The sequence below is a fragment of the Salmonella sp. SAL04202 genome (genome assembly GCF_046550775.1).
GTDB lineage: Bacteria > Pseudomonadota > Gammaproteobacteria > Enterobacterales > Enterobacteriaceae > Salmonella > Salmonella enterica.
Genome location: NZ_JBGDXK010000002.1, coordinates 648,255 through 673,737, shown reverse-complemented (window position 1 = coordinate 673,737; position 25,483 = coordinate 648,255). Strand labels below are relative to the sequence as shown.

The window sequence follows — 25,483 nt, the reverse complement described above, 5'->3', positions numbered from 1 at the left end:
ACCTCTGCATAATGATGCTTAGTAGTAAAACAGACAATTGTCTGTCGGGGATGGTGGCTGGCTATGAATGTCTATACTTTTGATTTTAATGATATTAAAAACCAAAGCGATTTTTATCGCGAGTTTACGCAGACGTTTGGTCTTGCCAGTGAGAAAGTAAGCGATCTTGATACATTATGGGATGCGGTAATGAGCGATATCTTACCCCTACCGCTAGAGATTGAGTTCGTTCACCTGCCTGATAAACTGCGCAGGCGCTACGGGGCGCTGATTTTACTCTTTGATGAAGCGGAAGAAGAGCTGGAGGGGCGGCTACGGTTTAATGTCCGGCATTGAAAAAGCATAAAAAAGCCCCCGACAGGCGGGGGCAAGTCGTCGGGTTAGACGACGAGGGTTTACTTATACAACTCGGCGGTGGCGTGCCAGTTATCACCTTCTTTTAATTCGATGATGCGATAGCTATTAGCGCCTGCTTTTTCGGCTTTAGCGACGATCTCCTGGCGCATATCCATTGGCGTACTGCCAATCTGCGAGACGGAAATGGTGCCCATCGGTTGCAGATTCTGCGCCTGTTCCGCGTTGACCTGATGTACTGCGGCATTTGCGCCGAAAGAGAGCAGAGTGGCCAGGCCGAGTGATGCGATAATGTATTTCGTTTTCATGGTCTTTTATTCCTTTATAGGGTCAACCTCGCGGATTAATGGGCTTTTCTTATGCGATATCTCCGCGAAGTAACGACACGTTATATGCGATGGCAGGTGAATTTTATTTGTACAGTTCGGCAGTGGCGTGCCAGTTGCTGCCGCTACGCGCTTCGGTAATGTGGTAGGCCGTAGCGCCTTGTTCATCCGCTTTTTTGCTCAGCATGGCGTTCATATCCATAGGCGATGAGCCGATAGCGCTGACTGAAACCGATCCGATTGCTTCACGGTTTTGCGCTTGCTCTGCGCTGATAGGTTCTGCGGCGAAAGCGCCAAAAGAGAGAACGGACAGAATACTTAATGTTGCAACAGTGGTTTTGATTTTCATGATTTTTACCTCGTCGAATTCCTTTACTGGGGTCTTTGTTTCGTGACCCTCATCACAAAATTAAGTATACACTAATCACGCGATTAATTAATACCACGCTAATTGTTTCTGCTTTTTAAAGACATTAAAAATTTTATTTTTTATAACGTTATGGAATTAAAATTGCTGTTTTTCGCCGCTGTCATTTAAAAAATAAAATAAAATCAATGTCTTAATAAATTTGACATTTTGTGCGTTTTTTTGATTTGTCATTCATGTGGTGAATGTTTAAGGGCATGATTTGCCAAATGATAGCTGTACAGGAAAGCGGCGAGGGGAGAGGACAAAAAGGTGCCTCCGCCGTACGACGACGGAGGAAGTGGGACTAAAGCTCTTGTTCAAAAAGTTCCAGAATGGCTTCGTACAGATCTCTTACGGAAAAGCCGCTGGCAGGCGTAGTGAAGATAGTATCGTCGCCGGCAATCGTGCCGAGAATACCTTCTGCTTTCCCCAGTGAATCCAGCAGGCGCGCGATGAGTTGTGCCGCGCCGGGGCTGGTATGAATCACCACGACAGCGTCGTTATAGTCGATATCCAGCACCAGATTTTTCAACGGACTGGATGTTGTTGGGACGCCCAGTTCAGCCGGAAGACAGTACACCATTTCCATTTTTGCGTTACGTGTACGCACTGCGCCGAACTTAGTCAACATGCGCGAGACCTTGGACTGATTGATATTTTCAAAGCCCTGATCCTGCAACGCGAGGACGATTTCGCCCTGTGAGCTGAATTTTTCTTCTTTGAGGAGCGCTTTAAACGCTCTTACTAGTTCTTCTTGTTTAGCCGAGCTTCGCATAAGTCACCCGTAATATGGCAGTAGAAACAACATTATTGTGCATACAGATGAATTTTTATGCAAACAGTCTGCCTTGTTTAAGGCTGAAATAATGTTATGAAAGAGCGGAATTTTATCAAATTTCGTTATCAAGAAACATGCCTGTGTCACGCCTCGCAAATAAGATTAAAAGTAAATTAATTGTTATCAAAATGATGTTGTTTTGAGAGGATAGTAGGGTATATTGTCACCACCTGTAGGAACGTTGCTCTCTGGTTGCAGTCGATCCGGATTACGCAAATTAAATGCATAAAAGCCAAAATTGCGCGACTCCGCATTCTTGATGAGTGAGGATTGTAATCATTGAATTTGTGAATTAAGGTCGCCGCCGCGGAGCAATAGACACTTAGCTAATCATATAATAAGGAGTTTAGGATGAAAGTCGCAGTCCTCGGCGCTGCTGGTGGTATCGGTCAGGCGCTGGCATTACTTTTAAAAAACCAACTGCCTTCAGGTTCAGAACTCTCCCTGTACGACATCGCTCCAGTGACTCCCGGTGTGGCCGTTGATTTGAGCCACATCCCCACCGCTGTAAAAATCAAAGGTTTCTCCGGTGAAGACGCAACCCCGGCGCTTGAAGGCGCTGACGTAGTACTGATTTCTGCGGGTGTGGCGCGTAAGCCGGGTATGGACCGTTCCGACCTGTTTAACGTTAACGCTGGCATCGTGAAAAACCTGGTGCAGCAGATCGCTAAAACCTGCCCGAAAGCGTGCGTGGGCATTATCACCAACCCGGTGAACACCACCGTTGCGATTGCGGCGGAAGTGCTGAAAAAAGCAGGCGTATACGACAAAAACAAACTGTTTGGCGTTACCACGCTGGATATCATCCGCTCTAATACCTTTGTCGCAGAGCTGAAAGGTAAGCTGCCAACGGAAGTTGAAGTGCCGGTGATTGGCGGACACTCCGGCGTGACGATTCTGCCGCTGCTGTCGCAGATTCCAGGCGTAAGTTTTACCGAACAAGAAGCGGCCGAGCTGACTAAACGTATTCAGAACGCCGGTACTGAAGTCGTCGAGGCGAAAGCTGGCGGCGGATCGGCAACCCTCTCTATGGGTCAGGCTGCCGCGCGTTTCGGTCTTTCACTGGTTCGCGCTCTGCAGGGCGAAAAAGGCGTGGTGGAATGCGCCTATGTGGAAGGCGACGGTCAGTATGCCCGTTTCTTCTCTCAGCCGCTGCTGCTGGGTAAAAACGGTGTAGAAGAGCGTAAATCCATCGGCACACTGAGCGCTTTCGAGCAACATTCGCTGGACGCTATGCTGGATACGCTGAAAAAAGATATTCAGTTGGGTGAAGATTTTATTAATAAATAAGCTGTTCCTGCCCGATGCCGGGGCTTTTGCTCCGGCTTCTTTGACTGTAAACAAGCCACGAAATCAAGTACTAAATCTGCTAAACTCCTCACGTCTTATCGGTTATTAACGAGAACGTCGTGAAAAAGATCCAAAGAACGCAAACCCGCGATCACATTACGCAAATGCTTCGCTATGAAATTCTTTCCGGCAATATAAAAGCGGGAGAAGAACTCGCGCAGGAAAGTATTGCGGAGCAGCTTGGTCTTTCACGAATGCCGGTTCGAGAAGCGCTACAGTCACTCGAACAGGAAGGTTTTTTAATCCGACTGCCCAACAGGCACATGCAGGTCGCGCATCTTGAGGCCGATCGCGTGAGTCATATTTTTCGCGTGATTGCCGCGATGGCCGCCGAAATGTTTTCGCTGATACCCAGCGAAGTAGGCGATGCCCTCCTGATACGTGCGCAAGCGCTGGCTGTCGCAGAAGATAAATCCTGCGAACTGGAGTGTCATGCGATGCTGATTTCTTATGTGAATAACCGCTATCTGGAAAAGGTGTATCAGCAGTTCCTGGACGGTTATGTCTCTTATGTTATTTTGCATCTGAAAAAAGATAATCAGGAGTCGGCGCAGCTTTTCGCTGAACTGGCTGACGTCATACGCCAGGGGCGGCGTGATGAGATTGGGCAAGTTATGCAGCGTTATTTCCTCTCTTTAGCAGAAATAATGCGTCAACATATGAAGGATTGGGAAAGTGCAGAAGCCTAAGTTAGGGAAGATTAAGCTTCTTTCAGCGAAAGAACAGGTCGCGGCAGTGCTGCGTAAAGCGATTCTTTCGAGGGAGTTAGTGGAAGGGCAGGAGATTACGTTAGAAGGCATTGCCAGAATGGTCGGCGTGTCCAGTATGCCAGTGCGCGAGGCGTTTCAGATTCTGGCGGCGGATGGGCTGATAAAAGTGCGCCCTAATAAAGGGGCGGTGGTGTTGGGCATCAATGAACAAACGATCCGTGAACACTATGAAATTCGCGCGCTGTTAGAAAGTGAGGCGGTGGCTAAAGCTTCTCGTCCTGGCACCGATATCTCGCGGATAGCCCAGGTGCATTATGCCGCTGAAAAGGCTCTCGCGGAAAATAACTCGGCGGAATACTCCGACCTGAATCAGGCATTTCATATGGAAATATGGAATGTTGCTGGCAACGAAAAAATGAAAATGTTGCTCTGTAATATGTGGAACGGCCTGTCGATGGGCCATAAGGTCACCGAAGAAGAGTATGCCGTGATTTCCATTCAGGAACATAAAAGTATTCTGCAAGCTCTTGAACTTCATGATGAAACATTGGCACGCCAGCGCATGCGCGAACACATTATTCGCTCAATGGAGAATATGCTGACCCGCTATGTTGGTGACCCTTCTGCCTGATCTTTTCGCCTGCGTGAGCATCGCAGGCGCTTCAACCAATTCTTCAATTCTATTAATCACGTCCAGTAACGATCTAACCACGATCTTGATGTAGATCCCACTCCTGCATCTTTCCTGAGAAACGATTTGACTTAGTTTTTGTATGGGAATAATTTCTCCCTGTCAACATTGGATACAATATCATATATCATTGATTGGATAATTATAAATATGGAACCCATTACCCTTACCTTATGTTTATTGGTGTTCGCTATCGTCATGTTTGTATGGGAAAAAGTGCCACTGGCCGTCACTTCCATGATTGTCTGCGTGGCCTTAGTGATCACCGGCGTTCTGAATATCAAACAGGCCTTTGCTGGCTTTATCGACACTAACGTCATCCTCTTTGTCGCGATGTTCATCGTGGGCGGCGCGTTGTTCGAGACCGGTATGGCAAACAAAGTGGGCGGCGTCATCACGCGCTTCGCGAAAACAGAAAAACAGCTGATCTTCACCATTATGGTGGTGGTGGGTTTGATGTCTGGCGTCCTTTCTAACACCGGTACCGCTGCGGTTTTGATTCCGGTGGTGATCGGCGTGGCGGCAAAATCGGGCTTCTCGCGTTCTCGTCTACTGATGCCGCTGGTTTTCGCCGCTGCGTTGGGCGGTAACCTGTCGTTAATTGGCGCGCCGGGAAATCTTATCGCGCAGTCTGCGCTACAGAATATTGGCGGCGGCTTTGGCTTTTTTGAATACGCAAAAATCGGTCTCCCGATGCTCATCTGCGGCATTCTCTACTTCCTGACTATTGGCTATCGCTTTCTGCCGAATAATGCGACCGGCGGTGAGGTGGGGAGCGTCGGGGAGCAACGTGACTACAGCCATGTTCCACAGTGGAAACAACGGCTCTCACTCGTGGTGTTGATCGCAACGATCCTCGGCATGATCTTTGAGAAGAAGATCGGTGTCAGCCTGGCCGTGACCGGTTGTATTGGCGCTCTTGTGCTGGTAGTAAGCGGCGTACTCACGGAAAAACAGGCCTATAAAGCCATTGATTCACAGACTATTTTTATCTTTGGCGGCACCCTGGCGCTGGCAAAAGCGCTGGAAATGACCGGGGCAGGCAAGCTGGTTGCGGACTATGTAATCGGCATGCTGGGGCAAAACTCCTCACCGTTCATGTTGCTGATCGCCGTTTTCGCCTTATCCGTTGTGATGACCAACTTTATGTCCAATACCGCAACGACAGCGCTATTGGTGCCGGTGAGTTTGTCCATTGCCGCAGGCATGGGGGCCGACCCGCGTGCGGTTCTGATGGCGACGGTCATTGGCGGTTCCTGCGCCTACGCAACCCCTATCGGTATGCCTGCCAACATGATGGTGCTCTCCGCGGGTGGCTATAAATTTGTCGACTACGCTAAGGCCGGTATCCCCCTGATTATCGTTTCAACCATTGTCAGCTTGATCCTGCTGCCAATCCTTTTCCCTTTTCATCCGTAATTAACGGAAGCTGTTCTGACTAAGGAGCATTTATGAGCAAAAGTGAACAGATATCCCATATGACCGACGTTATGGCCAAGTTTGTGGGATATACCGGCAAAGTTTTGCCTGATGATGTCACTGCAAAACTGGAAGATTTGCATAAGAAAGAGACCAGTAAACTGGCCGACGTCATCTTTACTACCATGATTGAGAACCAGCGTCTGGCGAAAGAGCTGGATCGACCTTCCTGCCAGGACACCGGTGTCATTCAGTTTCTGGTGGAGTGCGGGACGAACTTTCCGCTGATTGGCGAGCTGGAAGCGTTGTTGCGTGAGGCGGTGATCAAAGCAACTGTAGATTCTCCGCTGCGCCACAACAGCGTAGAAACCTTTGATGAATACAACACCGGTAAAAACGTGGGTAAAGGTACGCCGACGGTCTTCTGGGAGATCGTTCCCAATTCCGACCAGTGCAGCATTTATACCTATATGGCAGGCGGTGGTTGTTCTCTGCCGGGGAAAGCGATGGTGCTGATGCCGGGTGCAGGCTATGAAGGTGTGACCCGCTTTGTACTGGATGTGATGACCAGCTACGGCCTCAACGCGTGTCCGCCGCTGCTGGTTGGCGTGGGCGTAGCGACCTCTGTTGAAACGGCGGCACTGCTATCGAAAAAAGCGCTGATGCGTCCGATCGGTTCGCATAACGAGAATGAGCGTGCAGCCTCGCTGGAAAAAATGCTGGAAGACGGCATTAACAAAATTGGCCTGGGGCCGCAGGGGATGTCCGGTAATACCTCCGTTATGGGCGTGAACATTGAAAACACCGCGCGTCATCCTTCTACCATCGGCGTGGCGGTAAACGTCGGCTGCTGGTCGCACCGTAAAGGGCATATCGTTTTCGATAAAGATTTGAATTACACCATTACGTCTCACAGCGGAGTGAATTTCTGATGACTAAAAAAATCCTGACTACGCCAATTAAAGATGAAGATTTAGCGGATATTAAGGCTGGCGATATTATTTATCTCAACGGTCATATTGTTACCTGCCGTGACGTAGCCCATCGCCGTTTAATTGAAGGTGGTCGCGAACTTCCGGTAGATGTTCGCGGCGGCGCTATTTTACACGCTGGCCCCATTGTCCGCCCAATTAAAGGCGAAGACGATAAGTTTGAAATGGTCTCCGTTGGACCAACCACCAGCATGCGTATGGAGAAATTCGAAAAAGAATTTATTGCGCAGACCGGCGTGAAATTAATTGTGGGTAAAGGCGGTATGGGTAAAGGTACCGAAGAGGGCTGTGCTGAACACAAAGCGCTGCACTGCGTATTCCCTGCCGGTTGTGCGGTTGTAGCCGCCGTGTGCGTGGAAGAAATTGAAGATGCCCAATGGCGCGATCTGGGGATGCCGGAAACGCTGTGGGTCTGTCGGGTTAAAGAGTTTGGCCCGCTGATTGTTTCTATTGATACCCATGGGAATAATCTGTTTGAACAGAACAAAATTATTTTTAATCAGCGTAAAGAGCTCGTCGCTGATGAAATATGCCAGAACGTAAGTTTCATCAAATAAACCTGATTACGTAAATTGCACGATAATGGTGGTAATACGTTATGACGATAATAATAACCAAGGGCTCTGGCCGGGGGCGGCTCAGGGAAATCCACCCTTATTATTTCATCGTCATAAATAGCCCCATTATCGTGCCTCCTGCCTGAAGGCTATTTTATGACTAATGCAGCTCTGCTATTAGGTGAAGGCTTCACCCTGATGTTCCTCGGCATGGGATTCGTGCTGGCGTTTCTGTTCCTGCTGATTTTCGCCATCCGCGGCATGTCCGCCGTGATTACTCGCTTCTTCCCGGAACCCGTCGCCGCGCCCGCACCGCGCGCCGTTCCCGCCGTGGACGACTTCACCCGCTTAAAGCCGGTGATTGCCGCCGCCATTCACCATCACCGCCTTAACGCTTAATTTCCGGAGGGATCCATGACTATTGCCATTACCGATGTCGTCCTGCGCGACGCCCACCAGTCCCTGTTCGCCACCCGCCTGCGCCTTGATGACATGCTGCCGATTGCCGCTCAGCTCGACGACGTGGGCTACGGGTCGCTGGAGTGCTGGGGCGGCGCCACCTTTGACGCCTGTATCCGCTTTCTCGGCGAAGATCCGTGGCTGCGCCTGCGCGAGCTTAAAAAGGCCATGCCGAAGACTCCCCTGCAGATGCTGCTGCGCGGCCAGAACCTGCTCGGCTACCGCCACTACGCCGATGACGTGGTGGAGCGCTTCGTTGAACGCGCGGTGAAAAACGGCATGGATGTGTTCCGCGTCTTCGATGCCATGAACGACCCGCGCAATATGAAAGCCGCATTACAGGCGGTGCGCAGCCACGGCGCGCACGCCCAGGGGACCCTGAGTTACACCACCAGCCCGGCGCACACCCTGCAGACCTGGCTGGATTTAACGGAGCAACTGCTGGAAACCGGCGTCGATTCCATTGCGATTAAGGATATGTCCGGCATTCTTACACCGATGGCGGCGTATGACCTGGTCAGCGAAATCAAAAAACGCTATGACGTGCGCCTGCACCTGCACTGCCACGCCACCACCGGGATGGCGGAGATGGCCCTGCTGAAGGCCATCGAAGCGGGCGTCGACGGCGTGGACACGGCGATTTCCTCCATGAGCGCCACCTACGGCCACCCGGCCACCGAAGCGCTGGTCGCCACTCTCGCCGGAACGCAACACGACACCGGGCTGGATATCCTGAAGCTGGAAAACATCGCCGCGTACTTCCGCGAGGTGCGCAAAAAGTATCACGCCTTTGAAGGCCAGCTGAAGGGCTACGACAGCCGTATTCTGGTGGCCCAGGTACCGGGCGGAATGCTCACCAACCTGGAAAGCCAGCTGAAGCAGCAGAACGCGGCGGACAAACTCGACCAGGTGCTGGCGGAAATCCCCCGCGTGCGCGAGGACCTCGGCTTTATCCCGCTGGTGACCCCGACCTCGCAGATTGTCGGCACCCAGGCGGTGCTCAACGTCCTGACCGGCGAGCGCTACAAAACCATTGCCAAAGAAACGGCGGGCATTCTGAAAGGCGAATACGGCCACACCCCGGTGCCGGTGAACGCCGCGTTACAGGCCCGCGTGCTGGAAGGGGGCGCTCCGGTGACCTGCCGCCCGGCGGACCTGCTGAAGCCGGAACTGGCTGAACTGGAAGCGGACGTCAGGCGCCAGGCGCAGGAGAAGGGCATTCAGCTTGCGGGAAACGCCATCGACGACGTGCTCACCGTGGCGCTGTTCCCGCAAATCGGCCTCAAATTCCTCGAAAACCGCCACAACCCGGCGGCGTTTGAGCCGGTGCCGCAGGCGGAAACCGCGCAGCCGGTGGCAAAAGCAGAGAAGCCTGCAGCTTCCGGTATCTACACCGTGGAAGTGGAAGGCAAAGCCTTTGTGGTGAAGGTCAGCGACGGCGGCGATATCAGCCAGCTGACGGCGGCTTCGTCTGCGCCGGTTCAGGCGGCATCCCCGGTTGCTCCGGCAGGCGCCGGCACCCCGGTCACCGCGCCGCTGGCGGGCAACATCTGGAAGGTGATTGCCACCGAGGGCCAGACGGTGGCCGAAGGCGACGTGCTGCTGATTCTGGAAGCCATGAAGATGGAAACCGAAATCCGCGCCGCGCAGGCCGGTACGGTACGCGGCATTGCGGTGAAGTCCGGGGACGCGGTCTCCGTCGGCGACACCCTGATGACGCTGGCGTAACGGAGAACTGAAATGGAAAGTCTGAACGCCCTGCTTCAGGGCATGGGGCTGATGCACCTTGGCGCAGGCCAGGCCATCATGCTGCTGGTCAGCCTGCTGCTGCTGTGGCTGGCGATTGCGAAGAAGTTCGAGCCGCTGCTGCTGCTGCCGATTGGCTTCGGCGGCCTGCTCTCCAACATCCCGGAAGCGGGCATGGCGCTGACCGCGCTGGAAAGCCTGCTGGCGCATCACGACGCCGGGCAGCTGGCGGTGATTGCCGCGAAGCTGAACTGCGCGCCGGACGTGCACGCCATCAAGGAAGCGCTGGCCCTTGCTCTGCCGTCGGTGCAGAGCCAGATGGAGAACCTGGCGGTGGACATGGGCTACACGCCGGGGGTGCTGGCGCTGTTCTATAAAGTGGCGATTGGCTCCGGTGTCGCGCCGCTGGTCATCTTCATGGGCGTGGGCGCGATGACCGACTTCGGCCCGCTGCTGGCCAACCCGCGCACCCTGCTGCTGGGGGCGGCGGCGCAGTTCGGCATCTTCGCCACCGTGCTGGGGGCGCTGACGCTGAACTACTTCGGCCTTATCAGCTTCACCCTGCCGCAGGCGGCGGCCATCGGCATCATCGGCGGCGCGGACGGCCCGACGGCGATTTATCTGTCGGGCAAGCTGGCGCCGGAGCTGCTGGGGGCCATCGCGGTGGCGGCGTACTCGTATATGGCGCTGGTGCCGTTAATCCAGCCGCCGATTATGCGCGCGCTGACCAGCGAGAAAGAGCGCAAAATCCGCATGGTGCAGCTGCGCACGGTGAGTAAGCGGGAAAAAATCCTCTTTCCGGCGGTGCTGTTGCTGCTGGTGGCGCTGCTGTTGCCGGACGCCGCGCCGCTGCTGGGGATGTTCTGCTTTGGCAATCTGATGCGTGAAAGCGGCGTGGTGGAGCGTCTGAGCGACACGGTACAGAACGGGCTGATTAATATCGTGACCATCTTCCTCGGGCTGTCGGTGGGCGCAAAACTGGTGGCGGACAAGTTCCTGCAGCCGCAGACGCTGGGCATTCTGCTGCTGGGGGTGATTGCGTTTGGTATCGGGACGGCGGCCGGGGTGCTGATGGCGAAGCTGATGAACCTGTGCAGTAAGAACAAAATCAACCCGCTGATTGGCTCCGCCGGCGTGTCGGCGGTGCCGATGGCGGCCCGCGTATCGAACAAGGTGGGCCTGGAATCAGACGCGCAGAACTTCCTGCTGATGCACGCGATGGGGCCGAACGTGGCCGGGGTGATTGGCTCGGCCATTGCGGCGGGCGTGATGCTGAAATACGTGCTGGCGATGTAATCCAATCTAACCGGGGGCAGTGATTCTGCTCCCGCAAAATGAGGACACAGTAATGAGTGAAATGGTTGCGTTTCGGCAAGGTACATCCATGCCATCCAGAGAAACCATCTTGCGCTATGTTGTTGAGACGGTGAATCAGATAACTGAGCTTGAGCCAGCGCTGCATTTGCTGCCGTGGTCCGGCGTCAACTCAGCAATACATGAGCAACGTTTTGCACAGTGTTACGACGAGGGGCTTTGTGCCGCACAGACGTCGGCACCGAATGTTCCGCAGGGGATTCTGCCATCAACCGATTGGGCTCAGGGTATCGGGTTACTCTGTTTTGCCGCAGGGTATATGAGCGCAGGCGAGCGGCCATTAACACACAATCAGTTATGCGATTTCGTCAAACAGGCGGCTGTTGGTTTATCGCCGATTGAGGGGGAGGCGGCGAGCGGTTTCTCGACGGTACGTAGTATTGCATTACCCGTATTCAGGCGATTGCAACGCGATGGTCACGCGTCTCGGGTCCTGCTGTTACAAACGTTGCTGCATCTGGTCGCCTGGAAAAGCGCATCGCAGTATGCGCGTCAACAGGCGCAACGACTGCTCTGGATGGGCGGCATTTTGGGGGAAGGGGGGGAGCATAGCCTGCTTGTACTGGATAAGGCGCTGCGTGAAGAAGCCGTCGGGGAGAAAAGTCTCCCCGCTCTGCTGATCTTCACGAGTTTCCTGGCGCATTTTCCGGCAGGGCCAGTCTTTATTGACTAGTCGTCGAACGACGCGGGCAAAAGCCGCGTCGTTTTAGTTCGACGCCGGGTATTCCTGCACCGTCACCTGGAACGTGAGCTGCTTATCATCCCGCATTACCACGACCGGAATGACAGAGCCCGGGCGGATTTCCGCCACCTGATCCATCGTCTCCAGTGCGGACACGGCGGGTTTATTATTGACCGAAATAATCAAATCATTAACCTGAATACCGGCAAGCGCGGCGGGGCCGTTTGGCGTCACTTCATTAACGACAATGCCCTGAATCGGGTCCATGCCGCTACCCTGCTGCGCGTGCAGCGGCGCGATTTCTCGTCCGCCAATACCGATATAGCCGCGAATCACGCGACCGTCGCGGATAAGCTTATCCATAATTTTCGTGGCTAGCTGGAAGGGAATCGCAAAACCAAGGCCTTCCGGCGTTTCGCCATCGTTACTCTTATCAAAAGAGAGGGTGTTGATCCCCATCAGTTCGCCTAACGAGTTGACCAGCGCGCCGCCGGAATTACCGTGGTTAATCGAGGCGTCGGTCTGGAGAAAATTCTGTCGCCCCGTCGGGTTCAGGCCGATACGACCCGTTGCGCTGATGATCCCCTGGGTGATGGTCTGTCCCAGATTATATGGGTTGCCGATAGCCAGTACGACGTCGCCAATATGCGGTGTACGCTTTGTATTAATCGGGATGGTAGGCAGCCCGCCAGTGGCGTTGATCTTCAGCACCGCCAGGTCGGTAAGCGAATCGGAGCCCACCAGTAGCGCTTCAAAGACGCGGCCATCCTGTAGCGCGACGATAATCTGATCGGCATCGTTAATCACGTGCTTGTTGGTAATAATATAACCGCGTTGATCCATGATCACGCCGGAACCCAGCGTGCGGATCTCCAGTTGATTATGCGCGGTACTGTTCATACTGCGGTTATAGACGTTGACGACGGCAGGCGCGGCGCGGCGAACCGCAAAATTATAACTGGCTGGCGTCTCATCGGTACTGTCGAATTGCGGGACGGCGATAGGATTAATTTTGCGCAAAGAAGGCATGACGGCCAACAGAATAGCGCCGACAATTAAACCTATTGCGACCGAACGTAAGAGCTTCACAAACATGATGGAGGCGTCGTTAAAAAAGGGAACGGCAGCAGCATACCATGAGTTAACCGGACATCACATCGCAGGCTGATGCCCGGTTTAAGACAGGATTAGCGCAGCAATAGATAAATGTTCTCGTTGCCGCGTACTACCTGAAGAGCAATGATGGACGGTTTTGCCGCCATCACTTTGCGCATTTCGGCGATAGAACTGATGCGATCGCGGTTAACGCCGATGATAACATCATCTTTTTGCAAACCGGCCTGCGCGGCAGGACTGCTTTTTTCGACGCTATCAACCTTAACGCCTTTCGTCCCGTCTTTCAGCTGGCCGTCGCTCAACGTCGCGCCTTGCAACGCCGGGGCGATCATTTCGGCGCTGGCGGAAGAAGAGGTATTGGAATCCAGCGTGACTTCCACCTCCAGCGGCTTACCATCGCGCAGCAGGCCCAGCTTCACTTTCGTGCCCGGTTCGGTGGTGGCGATACGTGAACGCAGTTCGGCAAAGCTATTCAGCTGCTTACCGTTAAGACTGATAATCACGTCTCCGGATTTCACCCCGGCCTTCGCCGAACCTGAATTGGGTAAAACCTCGCTGACAAAAGCGCCACGCTGAACGTTCAGTTTGAATGCCTTAGCGATATCAGCGGTCATTTCAGTGCCTTTAATTCCCAGCAATCCGCGTTTGATTTCGCCGAACTGAATCAACTGCTGCGCCAGCGTCTGCGCCATATTGGAAGGAATAGCAAAGCCAATGCCGATGCTCCCGCCCCCTGGCGCGAGGATCGCGGTATTAATCCCGATCAGCTCGCCGTTCAGGTTAAGCAGCGCGCCGCCGGAGTTGCCGCGGTTAATAGAGGCATCGGTTTGAATAAAGTTCTCAAGCCCTTCCAGATTAAGCCCGCTGCGTCCCAGCGCTGAAATAATCCCGGAGGTGGCGGTTTGCCCAAGGCCAAACGGATTACCGACCGCCACGGCGAAATCGCCGACGCGGAGTTTGTCGGAATCGGCGATGGCAATTTGCGTTAACTTGCTGGGGTTCTGAATTTGTAACAGAGCGATATCGCTCTGGTCGTCGCCGCCGATCAGCTTCGCGTCGAATTCGCGTCCGTCATTCAGTTGAATACTGATCTTCTGTGCCTGATTAATCACATGATTATTGGTTAATACATAGCCTTTCGCGGCATCGATAATCACCCCCGAACCGAGTCCTTCAAACGGCTGGGACGGCTGGTCTGGCAGATCCTCGCCAAAGAATTTTTTAAACTCCTCCGGCACTTTTTGGCTCTGGGCGGCGGTTCCCTCGACTTTTACGCTGACGACAGCAGGCAGCACTTTCTCCAGCATAGGGGCAAGGCTTGGCAGCGTCGCCTGGCCTGGCACCTGGCCTGGTATCGATGCAAGGGCTGGAAACGGTGCCGAAAGAGTTAATCCGACACTTAACGCTAATGCACTTAACAGCTGGGTGTGTTTTTTCATGGATGCTGCTCTCGTACCTTGAATGAACGGATAGACAATTCAAAACAGATTGATGTTATTGAATTTTCAGCCTGGTAACAATGATAATAGCTGGGACAGGAAAGATAGAGAGAGGGCGCAAGCGATGCGCCCGATAAATTTCTTAACGGCGTGCGATTAATCGCGCTTTGCGCCGCTACGTAACAGGCCAGACGCGCCTTCAGAATAATCACGTGGCATTTGTACTGGCGCCTGATCGTTGCTCGCCTCAGACTCCGCCAGACGGTTACGGAACGGATTCGACTCCGCAGACATTTCCGGCAGCAGGCTGCTGGAGCTTTTCGCCATATGCTGATACAGCTGGCGGTAATCATGCGCCATGGTATCCAACAGTTCCGCGCTGCGGGCAAAGTGGCTAACCAGCTCTTCACGGTACTCTTCCAGCTCAGCTTTGTTTTTTTCCAGTTCGTACTGCAATGCCTGCTGTTGACGTAACTTACGATTACCAAAACGCATGGCCACGGCACCAATGATGATACCGACGACTAATCCAATTAGCGCATATTCCCAGGTCATGAACATCTCCCGTTGTCTTATGTTTCCGTAGGGTGTTGGCTCCAGGCTCCATGCCCGCGCCTGATTATGCCACTATAACCGCTAATTCCGTAGAAGTGGAATCCCGACAGCATATCGCGTAGTGTAGAACGGCCTTTTTTTCGTCAGCCATGAACGACGGCACATCGATTTTCAAGGAATAACAATAACATTATGCAAAGCCTTTCCCCTACATCGCGTTATCTCCAGGCACTCAACGAAGGCACCCATCAGCCTGACGACGTACAGAAAGAGGCGGTCGACCGTCTGGAAACCCTTTATCAGGCGCTCACCGCGAAAAAATCGTCGGCTACGCCACCCGGCGGTCTGATAGCGCGACTGGGGAAATTATTAGGCAAAAACGAACCGGACGCGCAAATACCGGTTCGCGGGCTGTATATGTGGGGGGGCGTGGGTCGCGGCAAAACCTGGCTCATGGATCTCTTCTACTACAGCCTGCCGGGCGAGCGAAAACTACGCCTGCATTTTCATCGGTTTATGCTGCGCGTGCATGAAGAGCTTACCGCGTTACAGGGACAGATCGATCCGTTAGACATTATTGCCGATCGGTTTAAAACCGAGACGGACGTACTGTGTTTCGATGAGTTTTTCGTCACCGATATTACCGACGCCATGCTGCTGGGTGGTTTAATGAAAGCGCTGTTTGCACGCGGCATTACGCTGGTCGCGACCTCCAATATTCCGCCGGATGAACTCTACCGCAACGGTTTGCAACGCGCCCGCTTCCTGCCGGCTATCGATGCCATTAAACAGCACTGCGACATTATGAATGTGGACGCCGGCGTCGATTACCGGCTACGGACGCTGACGCAGGCCCATTTATGGCTAACGCCGCTTAATGATGAAACCCGGCGGCAAATGGATAAACTGTGGCTGGCGTTAGCGGGGGCCGCGCGCGAGCACGCTCCGACGCTGGAAATCAATCATCGCCCTTTATCCACCCTGGGCGTTGAAAACCAAACGCTAGCGGTCTCTTTCGCTACGCTGTGCGTCGAGGCCCGCAGCCAGCATGATTACATTGCGCTCTCAAGGTTATTTCATACGGTTCTGCTGTTTGACGTGCCGGTCATGACGCCGCTGATGGAGAACGAAGCGCGCCGCTTTATTGCGCTGGTGGATGAGTTTTACGAGCGCCACGTTAAGCTGGTGGTCAGCGCCGCCGCGCCGTTATATGAGATTTATCAGGGGGAGCGGCTCAAGTTTGAATTTCAGCGCTGTCTGTCGCGCCTGCAAGAGATGCAGAGTGCGGAGTATCTCAAGCGGGAGCATATGCCGTAAGCCGGACAAGCGCAGCGCCCCGGCATTGTGCGGTATCATATCTGTGCAACCTCCCCTACCGGAGGGGGAACCAGGCCTGAACAAAACCCGCGGCAAATCGCAAAAAGGGGTCGATCTTTGACCTGGACTTCTCTATAATCCTGCGACCCCACGTTACAAGAGAGTTTTTTCCCAAACTTTCTCTGTGCCGGCCAAACATATCCGAGGGGGTAGGTTTACCGGACTTTGTCGTGTGAACCTCAACTATTTAAAACGTTTGGGTGTTCACCAACGTGTAACTTATTTATTTGGGTAAGCTTTTAATGAAAACTTTTACAGCTAAACCAGAAACCGTAAAACGCGACTGGTATGTTGTTGACGCGACCGGTAAAACTCTGGGCCGTCTGGCTACTGAACTGGCTCGTCGCCTGCGCGGTAAGCACAAAGCGGAATACACTCCGCACGTAGATACCGGTGATTACATCATCGTTCTGAACGCTGACAAAGTTGCTGTAACCGGCAACAAGCGTACTGACAAAGTGTACTATCACCACACCGGCCACATCGGTGGTATCAAACAAGCGACCTTTGAAGAGATGATTGCCCGCCGTCCTGAGCGTGTGATTGAAATCGCGGTTAAAGGCATGCTGCCAAAAGGCCCGCTGGGTCGTGCTATGTTCCGTAAACTGAAAGTTTACGCGGGCAACGAGCACAACCACGCGGCACAGCAACCGCAAGTTCTTGACATCTAATCGGGATTATAGGCAATGGCTGAAAATCAATACTACGGCACTGGTCGCCGCAAAAGTTCCGCAGCTCGCGTTTTCATCAAACCGGGCAACGGTAAAATCGTTATCAACCAACGTTCTCTGGAACAGTACTTCGGTCGTGAAACTGCCCGCATGGTAGTTCGTCAGCCGCTGGAACTGGTCGACATGGTTGAGAAACTGGATCTGTACATCACTGTTAAAGGTGGTGGTATCTCTGGTCAGGCTGGTGCGATCCGTCACGGTATCACCCGCGCTCTGATGGAATACGACGAGTCCCTGCGTGGCGAACTGCGTAAAGCTGGCTTCGTTACTCGTGACGCTCGTCAGGTTGAACGTAAGAAAGTCGGCCTGCGTAAAGCACGTCGTCGTCCGCAGTTCTCCAAACGTTAATGGGGTTCTGCTTCGGCAGACAACTGTTAGCGAAAAAACCCGCTTCGGCGGGTTTTTTTATGGCTAAAGTCCGAATCCAGTCTCTTTTCCTCCCTATCTTTAGCATTATTCTCATCTTATTCATCTTTCATGCACGCTCAGAGAAAAGGAAGTCGCAGTGGGATTTTTTAACTCATTGTTTACTAAGAAAGAGTCGTTAATGCTGTCGAATAAATGGGAATTCTTTATAACAACGGTGGATGACCATGTTACGGGTATACGTGTGGATATCGGCGCCATTCAGGATGAAAAATTTGATCGCCTTATCCATACCGGGTTCTTACGTGTTCATTACACCAACTGTTATGAAAATGGTTTACCGCAGCCCGATGAAACACAGCGTTTAAATCGTATAGAGGACTGGCTTGATGAAAAGGGGAAGACGTTTCCGATCTGGCTGGTGGGTGTGGTTACCCAACAAGGCTGGCGCGATTTTGTGTTCATGTCGGAAGAGGATCTTAACTGGGAAAAGACGCTGGATAAATTGCTCGCTGGTGGCCCGGAAATCTCTTTTAGTTATAGAGAGAGTCACAATGATAAAGGAAACTTTTACCGCCAGTTCTTGTATCCAACCCGATACGACTGGAACTGGATACACGATTCCCGTGTGTGCCGGGGATTACAGGAACAAGGTGATGATCTGACGCTTCCGCGCGCTATTGATTATTATGCGACATTGCCTACAGAGGTCGCAGCGCGCGACCTGGCGCAAGATATTGCTGCATTACCGTATGGCATAACGCTGGTCAGTATTCGAATGAATGACCCGCAACAGGGGTTTATGGCGTCTTTTATCAGCACCGATGCTCCGCAACAATGGCATATGACAGAAATCACTTGCCAGCTTACCGATCTGGCTGAAAAACATGGCGGCAGTTTTGATGGCTGGGGCGCACCGGTAGTACAGGCATAACAGGCGAAAGACAATATCTCAGGTGGGGCGAGCATTTCAGACCAGGAATATCTCTTTTTCCTCATTTCCAGAATCGACTCACCACAAAGGTCACAAAATCTGGTAAACTATCATCCAATTTTCTGCCCAAATAGCGGGGAATGTTCATTTTTTGTCTCGTTTCTGAGCAATGATGGCTTTTTTCGCCCTGGGTGACATAACATCTGGCTGGTCACATTGTGGCTGGTAGCAGTAAAAATTCTGAATATACCTGGAGGTTTTCATGGCTGTCGCTGCCAACAAACGTTCGGTAATGACGCTGTTTTCTGGTCCTACTGACATCTATAGCCATCAGGTCCGCATTGTGTTGGCTGAAAAGGGTGTTAGTTTTGAGATCGAACATGTGGAAAAGGACAATCCACCTCAGGATCTGATTGACCTCAACCCGAATCAAAGCGTTCCGACACTGGTGGATCGTGAGCTGACCCTGTGGGAATCTCGCATCATTATGGAATATCTGGATGAGCGTTTCCCTCATCCGCCGCTGATGCCGGTTTATCCGGTCGCGCGCGGTGAAAGCCGTCTGTACATGCACCGTATTGAAAAAGACTGGTATACGCTGATGAACGTCATCGTAAACGGGTCTGCTTCCGAGGCCGACTCTGCGCGTAAACAACTGCGTGAAGAGCTGCTGGCGATTGCGCCGGTATTTGGTCAGAAACCGTATTTCCTGAGCGACGAATTCAGCCTGGTTGATTGCTACCTGGCGCCTCTCCTGTGGCGTTTACCGCAGTTGGGTATTGAATTCAGCGGCGCAGGGGCGAAAGAGCTGAAAGGCTATATGACCCGCGTCTTTGAACGTGATTCTTTCCTGGCTTCTTTAACCGAAGCTGAACGTGAAATGCGCCTCGGTCGGGGTTAACCTGTATGGATTTGTCACAGTTGACGCCGCGTCGTCCTTATCTGTTGCGTGCTTTCTACGAGTGGTTGCTGGATAACCAGTTGACCCCGCATCTGGTGGTGGATGTGATGCTGCCTGGCGTGCATGTCCCTATGGAATATGCGCGCGATGGGCAAATCGTCCTCAATATTGCGCCGCGGGCGGTAGGTAATCTGGAGCTGTCTAATGATGAAGTGCGTTTTAATGCGCGCTTCGGCGGCGTTCCCCGTCAGGTTTCTGTGCCTTTGGCTGCGGTGCTGGCGATTTACGCCCGTGAAAACGGCGCAGGCACCATGTTTGAGCCTGAAGCCGCCTATGATGAAGACGTTGTCAGCTTAAATGATGATGACAATACCGCAGGTGCGGAAAGCGAGACCGTGATGTCCGTCATTGATGGCGATAAGCCCGACCACGATGACGACAGTAGCCCTGATGACGAGCCGCCTCCGCCGCGTGGCGGACGTCCGGCGCTACGCGTAGTAAAATAATCAACAGGCCCTGAAGGGCCTGTTTTGTTTGGTCTCCTCGCGGGTTCACCCTGCTTTTGAAGCTGTGTTACGATAAGCTTGCTATTATTTGCCACCGACCACTCATGAATGGACGTTATGAACGCATTTGATTCGCAAGCAGAAGATTCACCGACATCCCTCGGGCGTAGTTTGCGCCGCCGTCCGCTGGCGCGTAAAAAACTGTCTGAAATGGTTGAGGAAGAGCTGGAGCAGATGATCCGCCGTCATGAGTTTGGCGAGGGAGAACAGCTACCGTCTGAACGTGAATTAATGGCCTTCTTCAATGTGGGACGTCCCTCCGTGCGTGAAGCGTTAGCTGCGCTGAAGCGTAAAGGTCTGGTGCAAATCAATAACGGCGAACGCGCCCGCGTCTCGCGCCCCTCTGCTGATACCATCATCAGCGAACTGTCGGGTATGGCGAAAGATTTTCTTACTCATCCTGGCGGCATCGCTCACTTTGAACAGCTACGGCTTTTCTTTGAATCCAGCCTGGTACGCTATGCGGCGGAACATGCCACCGACGAGCAGATCGCGTTGTTAACGAAAGCGCTGGAAATTAATAGCCAGTCGCTGGATGACAACGCGCTGTTTATTCGTTCGGATGTCGAGTTTCACCGGGTGCTGGCTGAAATTCCCGGCAATCCGATCTTTATGGCTATTCATGTTGCTCTGCTGGACTGGCTAATCGCCGCTCGCCCAAGCGTTCCCGATCGTGAGCTGCATGAACATAATAACGTGAGTTATCAACAGCATATTGTGATTGTTGATGCCATTCGCCAGCGAGATCCCGATAAAGCGGATCGCGCTCTGCAAACCCACCTCAATAGCGTTTCCGCTACCTGGCACGCGCTCGGTAAAAAAAGTCAAAAAATGCGGTAGCGATCGCGCCTCCGATCCCAGTTTAGTGAAGCAGATCGCACTATAAGCGTTCTGTATTATTTGCTGCTTATTTGATCTGGTATAACAGGTATAAAGGTAGGTAGTTAATATATTCATCATCCGTAGAGGTAGGTATGGCAAAAGCATTGCAAGGCGTAATGGCGGCGTTGTTGACCCCATTTGATCATCAGCAGCAACTGGATAGCGAAAGCCTGCGCCGTCTGGTGCGTTTTAACATCGGGCAGGGTATCGATGGGCTGTACGTTGGCGGTTCCACCGGGGAAGCATTCGTACAGAGCCTTGCTGAAAGAGAGCAGGTACTGGAGATTGTCGCCGAAGAGGCGAAGGGAAAAATCACGCTGATCGCCCATGTCGGGACGGTAAGCACCGCAGAAAGCCAGCAGCTTGCCAGCGCCGCAAAGCGTTACGGTTTTGATGCGGTCTCTGCGGTGACGCCTTTTTATTACCCTTTCAGTTTTGAAGAGCACTGTGACCATTATCGGGCAATCATTGATTCCGCAGATGGATTGCCGATGGTGGTATACAACATTCCGGCGTTAAGCGGTGTAAAACTTACCCTCGATCAGATCAATACGCTGGTGACCTTACCGGGCGTGAGCGCGCTGAAGCAAACCTCCGGCGATCTCTTCCAGATGGAGCAGATCCGCCGCGCGCATCCGGATCTGGTGCTGTACAACGGTTATGACGAAATCTTCGCTTCCGGCCTGCTGGCGGGCGCGGACGGCGGTATCGGCAGCACATACAACATTATGGGCTGGCGTTATCAGGGGATTGTTCAGGCATTACGTGAGGGCGATGTGGCGAAAGCGCAGCGTCTGCAAACCGAGTGCAATAAGGTTATTGATTTACTGATTAAAACCGGCGTATTCCGCGGCCTGAAAACGGTCCTGCATTATATGGACGTGCTATCGGTGCCGCTGTGTCGTAAACCGTTCGCGCCTGTTGATGAAAAATACCTGCCGGCGCTCAAGGCGCTGGCTCAACAACTGATGGAAGAAAAGGCGTAACAGCATAATGCCGGGGGCGCTACGCTTGCCCGGCCTACAACAGTGTGAGCGGTAGGCCGGATAAGGCGGAGCCGCCATTCGGCATAACGACAACAAAAATCGTCGGGAGAGTAAAATGAGTACTTCTACCCAGAACATCCCGTGGTATCGCCATCTCAACCGGGCGCAGTGGCGGGCATTTTCCGCTGCCTGGCTGGGATATCTGCTTGATGGTTTTGATTTTGTGTTGATTGCTCTTGTACTGACTGAGGTACAAAGCGAATTTGGGCTGACGACGGTACAGGCGGCAAGCCTGATTTCTGCGGCTTTTATCTCTCGCTGGTTCGGCGGGTTATTACTGGGCGCGATGGGCGATCGCTATGGGCGTCGTCTGGCGATGGTCAGCAGCATCATTCTGTTTTCGGTGGGAACCCTGGCCTGCGGGTTTGCGCCTGGTTACACCACCATGTTCATCGCCCGACTGGTGATTGGTATGGGCATGGCGGGCGAATATGGTTCCAGCGCGACCTATGTGATTGAAAGCTGGCCAAAACATTTACGCAATAAAGCCAGCGGTTTTCTGATTTCCGGCTTCTCCGTCGGCGCGGTCGTTGCCGCGCAGGTGTACAGCCTGGTGGTGCCTGTCTGGGGCTGGCGCGCGCTGTTTTTCATTGGCATTTTGCCAATTATCTTCGCTCTCTGGCTGCGAAAAAACATTCCGGAAGCGGAAGACTGGAAAGAGAAACACGCGGGTAAAGCGCCGGTACGTACGATGGTCGACATTCTTTATCGGGGCGAACATCGCATCATCAACATTTTAATGACTTTCGCCGCCGCCGCTGCGCTGTGGTTCTGTTTTGCCGGTAACCTACAAAATGCTGCGATTGTGGCGGGGCTGGGACTACTGTGCGCGGTTATCTTTATCAGCTTTATGGTGCAGAGCAGCGGTAAACGCTGGCCCACTGGCGTCATGCTGATGCTGGTGGTACTGTTTGCTTTCCTCTATTCCTGGCCGATTCAGGCGCTATTACCCACTTATCTGAAAACCGAGCTGGCCTACGATCCGCATACGGTGGCGAATGTCCTGTTCTTTAGCGGATTTGGCGCGGCGGTTGGTTGCTGCGTAGGCGGTTTTCTTGGCGACTGGCTGGGAACGCGTAAAGCATATGTCTGTAGCCTGCTGGCCTCGCAAATCCTCATTATTCCGGTCTTTGCGATTGGCGGCACAAACGTCTGGGTTCTGGGTCTGCTACTGTTTTTCCAACAGATGTTGGGGCAGGGGATTGCCGGGATTCTGCCGAAACTGATCGGCGGTTACTTCGATACCGATCAGCGCGCGGCGGGGCTGGGCTTTACTTATAACGTCGGCGCGCTCGGCGGCGCGCTGGCGCCGATCCTGGGAGCGCTGATCGCTCAACGTCTGGATCTGGGCACTGCGCTGGCATCGCTCTCTTTCAGCCTGACGTTTGTCGTGATCCTGCTTATTGGGCTTGATATGCCGTCTCGCGTACAGCGTTGGCTACGTCCGGAAGCGTTACGCACCCACGATGCTATTGACGACAAACCGTTCAGCGGAGCCGTACCGCTTGGCAGTGGTAAAGGTGCCTTTGTAAAAACGAAAAGTTAATCCGCTTGCCCGGTTTTAAACCGGGCAATATTTGTAAGGGAGTAGTATGTCGTTACTTGAACAACTGGATAAAAATATTGCCGCTTCTGGCGGCCTGATTGTCTCCTGCCAGCCCGTTCCGGGCAGTCCGCTGGATAAGCCGGAGATTGTAGCGGCAATGGCGTTGGCGGCGGAACAGGCGGGCGCGGTTGCGGTGCGTATTGAAGGCATAGACAACCTGCGTATGACCCGCTCGCTCGTTTCGGTACCCATTATCGGCATTATCAAACGCGATCTGGACGACTCTCCAGTGCGCATTACCCCTTTTCTCGACGATGTAGATGCGCTGGCGCAGGCTGGCGCAGCTATTATCGCCGTTGATGGAACCGCTCGGCAACGGCCGGTAGCCGTTGAGGCGTTGTTGGCGCGCATTCATCACCACCATCTACTGGCGATGGCCGACTGCTCATCCGTGGACGATGGTCTCGCCTGCCAACGGTTGGGCGCGGACATTATCGGCACGACAATGTCCGGCTACACCACCCCCGATACGCCGGAGGAACCCGATCTGCCCTTAGTCAAAGCGTTGCATGACGCCGGATGCCGGGTAATAGCCGAAGGGCGCTATAACTCGCCAGCACTGGCGGCGGAGGCGATCCGCTATGGCGCATGGGCGGTGACGGTGGGGTCCGCCATTACCCGTCTGGAACATATCTGTGGATGGTATAACGACGCATTAAAAAAGGCGGCGTCATGACTACGTTAGCAATTGATATTGGCGGGACTAAACTTGCCGCCGCGCTCATCGACAAAAACTTGCGCATTAGCCAGCGTCGCGAGCTACCGACCCCCGCGAGCAAAACGCCGGATGCGTTACGTGAAGCATTAAAGGCGCTGGTTGAACCACTACGGGCAAAGGCGCGTCAGGTAGCGATAGCTTCTACCGGGATCATTCAGGAAGGGATGCTGCTGGCGCTAAACCCCCATAATCTGGGCGGCTTGCTACACTTTCCGTTAGTACAAACACTGGAAGCGATCGCAGGCCTGCCGACGCTGGCGGTGAACGACGCGCAGGCGGCGGCCTGGGCCGAGTATCACGCGCTCCCTGATGATATCCGCGATATGGTATTTATCACCGTTTCAACCGGCGTTGGCGGCGGCGTTGTCTGTGACGGCAAGCTCCTTACCGGAAAAGGCGGTCTGGCCGGGCACCTGGGACACACCCTGGCGGACCCACACGGGCCCGTATGCGGCTGTGGACGCGTTGGCTGCGTAGAGGCCATCGCCTCCGGACGAGGGATGGCCGCGGCGGCGCGGGACGATCTGGCGGGATGCGACGCCAAAACCCTATTTATTCGCGCTGGCGAAGGTCATCAGCAGGCGCGACATCTGGTAAGCCAATCCGCGCAGGTAATAGCGCGAATGATCGCCGATGTGAAAGCGATTACCGACTGCCAGTGTGTGGTCATTGGCGGCAGCGTAGGGTTAGCTGAGGGATACCTGGAGCAGGTTCGCGCGTTTTTGATGCAAGAGCCTGCGCCTTATCACGTGGCGCTGAGCGCCGCTCGCTATCGGCATGACGCAGGATTATTAGGCGCTGCGTTGTTAGCTCAAGGAGACACATTATGATGATGGGGGAAGTACAGTCGTTGCCTTCTTGCGGGTTGCATCCGCGACTGCTGGATGCCTTGACTCTCGCGCTGGCGGCAAGGCCGCAGGAGAAAGCACCGGGGCGCTATGAATTGCAGGGCGACAATATCTTTATGAATGTAATGCAGTTAACGACGCAAATGCCGGCCGAGAAGAAAGCGGAATTGCATGAACAATACATTGATATTCAGCTACTACTAACCGGCGTCGAGCGTATTGCGTTTGGGATGTCCGGTGCCGCTCGCCAGTGCGAGGAGATGCATGTTGAAGAGGATTACCAGCTTTGTAGTCAAATTGCCGACGAGCAGACTATTACGCTGCAAGCGGGGATGTTTGCTGTTTTTATGCCGGGAGAACCGCATAAACCGGGATGTGCAGTGGGTGAGCCAGATGACATCAAAAAAGTGGTAGTGAAAGTACGCGCCAGTCTGCTGGCGGCCTGAATCTCTTGCCGGAGCAGTCTTCCGAACGCAGCCCCTTACGGGGCT

At 53.5% G+C, this 25,483-nt stretch carries 29 protein-coding genes; 23 read left to right on the top strand and 6 right to left on the bottom strand.

Going from position 1 to position 25,483, the window contains the following annotated elements:
• Positions 1-63: 63 nt before the first annotated feature.
• Positions 64-336, top strand: coding sequence for a hypothetical protein (locus ACLJQJ_RS13575; RefSeq protein WP_001103887.1), 273 nt, complete (start codon positions 64-66; stop codon positions 334-336).
• Between the two features lie 59 nt (positions 337-395).
• On the opposite strand, the gene yhcN-B is transcribed toward ACLJQJ_RS13575, so the two are convergent.
• From yhcN-B to argR, 3 genes are all read right to left on the bottom strand, one after another.
• Positions 396-662 (bottom strand): DUF1471 family stress response protein YhcN-B, encoded by a 267-nt coding sequence (gene yhcN-B / locus ACLJQJ_RS13570; RefSeq protein WP_000853277.1) that lies wholly within the window; start codon positions 660-662, stop codon positions 396-398.
• 103 nt (positions 663-765) lie between these two features.
• Positions 766-1,029 (bottom strand): peroxide/acid stress response protein YhcN, encoded by a 264-nt coding sequence (yhcN, locus tag ACLJQJ_RS13565; protein ID WP_000695693.1) that lies wholly within the window; start codon positions 1,027-1,029, stop codon positions 766-768.
• Between the two features lie 364 nt (positions 1,030-1,393).
• Positions 1,394-1,864: a transcriptional regulator ArgR gene (gene argR / locus ACLJQJ_RS13560; RefSeq protein ID WP_001257852.1), complete on the bottom strand. Its 471-nt coding sequence runs from the start codon at positions 1,862-1,864 to the stop codon at positions 1,394-1,396.
• A 414-nt stretch (positions 1,865-2,278) separates the two neighbouring features.
• Between argR and mdh the strand changes: the two genes are divergently transcribed.
• The 10 genes from mdh (at position 2,279) to ACLJQJ_RS13510 (ending at position 11,898) form a co-directional block, all read left to right on the top strand.
• Positions 2,279-3,217, top strand: a complete 939-nt coding sequence (gene mdh / locus ACLJQJ_RS13555) for a malate dehydrogenase (RefSeq protein ID WP_000861586.1) — start codon at positions 2,279-2,281, stop codon at positions 3,215-3,217.
• A gap of 119 nt (positions 3,218-3,336) precedes the next feature.
• Entirely contained in the window at positions 3,337-3,966 is a 630-nt protein-coding gene (locus ACLJQJ_RS13550; protein WP_000723776.1) for a GntR family transcriptional regulator, read from the top strand.
• A complete protein-coding gene (locus tag ACLJQJ_RS13545) occupies positions 3,953-4,618 on the top strand; it encodes a GntR family transcriptional regulator (protein ID WP_001171585.1) in 666 nt (221 codons plus the stop codon). Before ACLJQJ_RS13550 ends, ACLJQJ_RS13545 begins: the two co-directional genes overlap by 14 nt.
• Before the next feature lie 210 nt (positions 4,619-4,828).
• Entirely contained in the window at positions 4,829-6,097 is a 1,269-nt protein-coding gene (locus ACLJQJ_RS13540; protein ID WP_000433390.1) for an SLC13 family permease, read from the top strand.
• Between the two features lie 32 nt (positions 6,098-6,129).
• Positions 6,130-7,029, top strand: coding sequence for a L(+)-tartrate dehydratase subunit alpha (gene ttdA / locus ACLJQJ_RS13535; RefSeq protein WP_000045349.1), 900 nt, complete (start codon positions 6,130-6,132; stop codon positions 7,027-7,029).
• Positions 7,029-7,646 (top strand): L(+)-tartrate dehydratase subunit beta, encoded by a 618-nt coding sequence (gene ttdB / locus ACLJQJ_RS13530; RefSeq protein ID WP_023218130.1) that lies wholly within the window; start codon positions 7,029-7,031, stop codon positions 7,644-7,646. The genes ttdA and ttdB overlap by 1 nt, the downstream gene beginning before the upstream one ends.
• Positions 7,647-7,802: 156 nt before the next feature.
• On the top strand, positions 7,803-8,045 hold the full coding sequence (locus ACLJQJ_RS13525; protein ID WP_000180120.1) for an oxaloacetate decarboxylase subunit gamma: 243 nt from the start codon (positions 7,803-7,805) through the stop codon (positions 8,043-8,045).
• 15 nt (positions 8,046-8,060) lie between these two features.
• Positions 8,061-9,833 (top strand): sodium-extruding oxaloacetate decarboxylase subunit alpha, encoded by a 1,773-nt coding sequence (oadA, locus tag ACLJQJ_RS13520; RefSeq protein ID WP_108679516.1) that lies wholly within the window; start codon positions 8,061-8,063, stop codon positions 9,831-9,833.
• A gap of 12 nt (positions 9,834-9,845) precedes the next feature.
• On the top strand, positions 9,846-11,147 hold the full coding sequence (locus ACLJQJ_RS13515; RefSeq protein WP_108679517.1) for an oxalacetate decarboxylase subunit beta: 1,302 nt from the start codon (positions 9,846-9,848) through the stop codon (positions 11,145-11,147).
• Positions 11,148-11,166: 19 nt separating this feature from the next.
• The gene (locus tag ACLJQJ_RS13510; protein ID WP_024792581.1) at positions 11,167-11,898 is read left to right on the top strand and encodes a triphosphoribosyl-dephospho-CoA synthase; all 732 of its coding nucleotides are present in this window, start codon (positions 11,167-11,169) and stop codon (positions 11,896-11,898) included.
• A gap of 33 nt (positions 11,899-11,931) precedes the next feature.
• Here the strand turns inward: ACLJQJ_RS13510 and degS are convergent, their stop codons facing one another.
• From degS to zapG, 3 genes are all read right to left on the bottom strand, one after another.
• Entirely contained in the window at positions 11,932-13,002 is a 1,071-nt protein-coding gene (degS, locus tag ACLJQJ_RS13505) for an outer membrane-stress sensor serine endopeptidase DegS (RefSeq protein WP_000497705.1), read from the bottom strand.
• Between the two features lie 92 nt (positions 13,003-13,094).
• Positions 13,095-14,462 (bottom strand): serine endoprotease DegQ, encoded by a 1,368-nt coding sequence (gene degQ / locus ACLJQJ_RS13500; RefSeq protein ID WP_000716692.1) that lies wholly within the window; start codon positions 14,460-14,462, stop codon positions 13,095-13,097.
• 156 nt (positions 14,463-14,618) lie between these two features.
• Positions 14,619-15,017, bottom strand: coding sequence for a Z-ring associated protein ZapG (gene zapG, locus ACLJQJ_RS13495; RefSeq protein ID WP_001519074.1), 399 nt, complete (start codon positions 15,015-15,017; stop codon positions 14,619-14,621).
• Positions 15,018-15,209: 192 nt separating this feature from the next.
• On the opposite strand from zapG, the gene zapE reads away from it, so the two are divergent.
• The 12 genes from zapE to nanQ all read left to right on the top strand — a co-directional run bounded on the left by zapE (position 15,210) and on the right by nanQ (position 25,438).
• Positions 15,210-16,334 carry a cell division protein ZapE gene (gene zapE, locus ACLJQJ_RS13490; protein WP_063809197.1) on the top strand — a complete coding sequence of 375 codons (1,125 nt, stop codon included), beginning with the start codon at positions 15,210-15,212 and terminating at the stop codon, positions 16,332-16,334.
• Between the two features lie 302 nt (positions 16,335-16,636).
• Complete coding sequence (gene rplM, locus ACLJQJ_RS13485) at positions 16,637-17,065, top strand: 50S ribosomal protein L13 (protein WP_000847559.1); 429 nt, start codon at positions 16,637-16,639, stop codon at positions 17,063-17,065.
• A gap of 15 nt (positions 17,066-17,080) precedes the next feature.
• Positions 17,081-17,473 (top strand): 30S ribosomal protein S9, encoded by a 393-nt coding sequence (rpsI, locus tag ACLJQJ_RS13480; protein ID WP_000829815.1) that lies wholly within the window; start codon positions 17,081-17,083, stop codon positions 17,471-17,473.
• Between the two features lie 199 nt (positions 17,474-17,672).
• Entirely contained in the window at positions 17,673-18,425 is a 753-nt protein-coding gene (locus ACLJQJ_RS13475) for a DUF695 domain-containing protein (protein WP_000950539.1), read from the top strand.
• Positions 18,426-18,687: 262 nt separating this feature from the next.
• Entirely contained in the window at positions 18,688-19,326 is a 639-nt protein-coding gene (gene sspA / locus ACLJQJ_RS13470; RefSeq protein WP_000257298.1) for a stringent starvation protein SspA, read from the top strand.
• A gap of 5 nt (positions 19,327-19,331) precedes the next feature.
• Positions 19,332-19,832, top strand: a complete 501-nt coding sequence (gene sspB / locus ACLJQJ_RS13465; protein WP_000366112.1) for a ClpXP protease specificity-enhancing factor — start codon at positions 19,332-19,334, stop codon at positions 19,830-19,832.
• A gap of 108 nt (positions 19,833-19,940) precedes the next feature.
• The gene (gene nanR, locus ACLJQJ_RS13460; protein WP_000382926.1) at positions 19,941-20,732 is read left to right on the top strand and encodes a transcriptional regulator NanR; all 792 of its coding nucleotides are present in this window, start codon (positions 19,941-19,943) and stop codon (positions 20,730-20,732) included.
• A 134-nt stretch (positions 20,733-20,866) separates the two neighbouring features.
• The gene (nanA, locus tag ACLJQJ_RS13455) at positions 20,867-21,760 is read left to right on the top strand and encodes an N-acetylneuraminate lyase (protein ID WP_001029665.1); all 894 of its coding nucleotides are present in this window, start codon (positions 20,867-20,869) and stop codon (positions 21,758-21,760) included.
• A 115-nt stretch (positions 21,761-21,875) separates the two neighbouring features.
• Positions 21,876-23,366, top strand: coding sequence for a sialic acid transporter NanT (gene nanT, locus ACLJQJ_RS13450; protein WP_000108071.1), 1,491 nt, complete (start codon positions 21,876-21,878; stop codon positions 23,364-23,366).
• A gap of 46 nt (positions 23,367-23,412) precedes the next feature.
• A complete protein-coding gene (locus ACLJQJ_RS13445; protein ID WP_000054439.1) occupies positions 23,413-24,102 on the top strand; it encodes an N-acetylmannosamine-6-phosphate 2-epimerase in 690 nt (229 codons plus the stop codon).
• On the top strand, positions 24,099-24,974 hold the full coding sequence (gene nanK, locus ACLJQJ_RS13440; protein ID WP_063809196.1) for an N-acetylmannosamine kinase: 876 nt from the start codon (positions 24,099-24,101) through the stop codon (positions 24,972-24,974). The genes ACLJQJ_RS13445 and nanK overlap by 4 nt, the downstream gene beginning before the upstream one ends.
• Positions 24,971-25,438, top strand: a complete 468-nt coding sequence (nanQ, locus tag ACLJQJ_RS13435; protein ID WP_000979900.1) for an N-acetylneuraminate anomerase — start codon at positions 24,971-24,973, stop codon at positions 25,436-25,438. Before nanK ends, nanQ begins: the two co-directional genes overlap by 4 nt.
• Positions 25,439-25,483 lie beyond the last annotated feature (45 nt).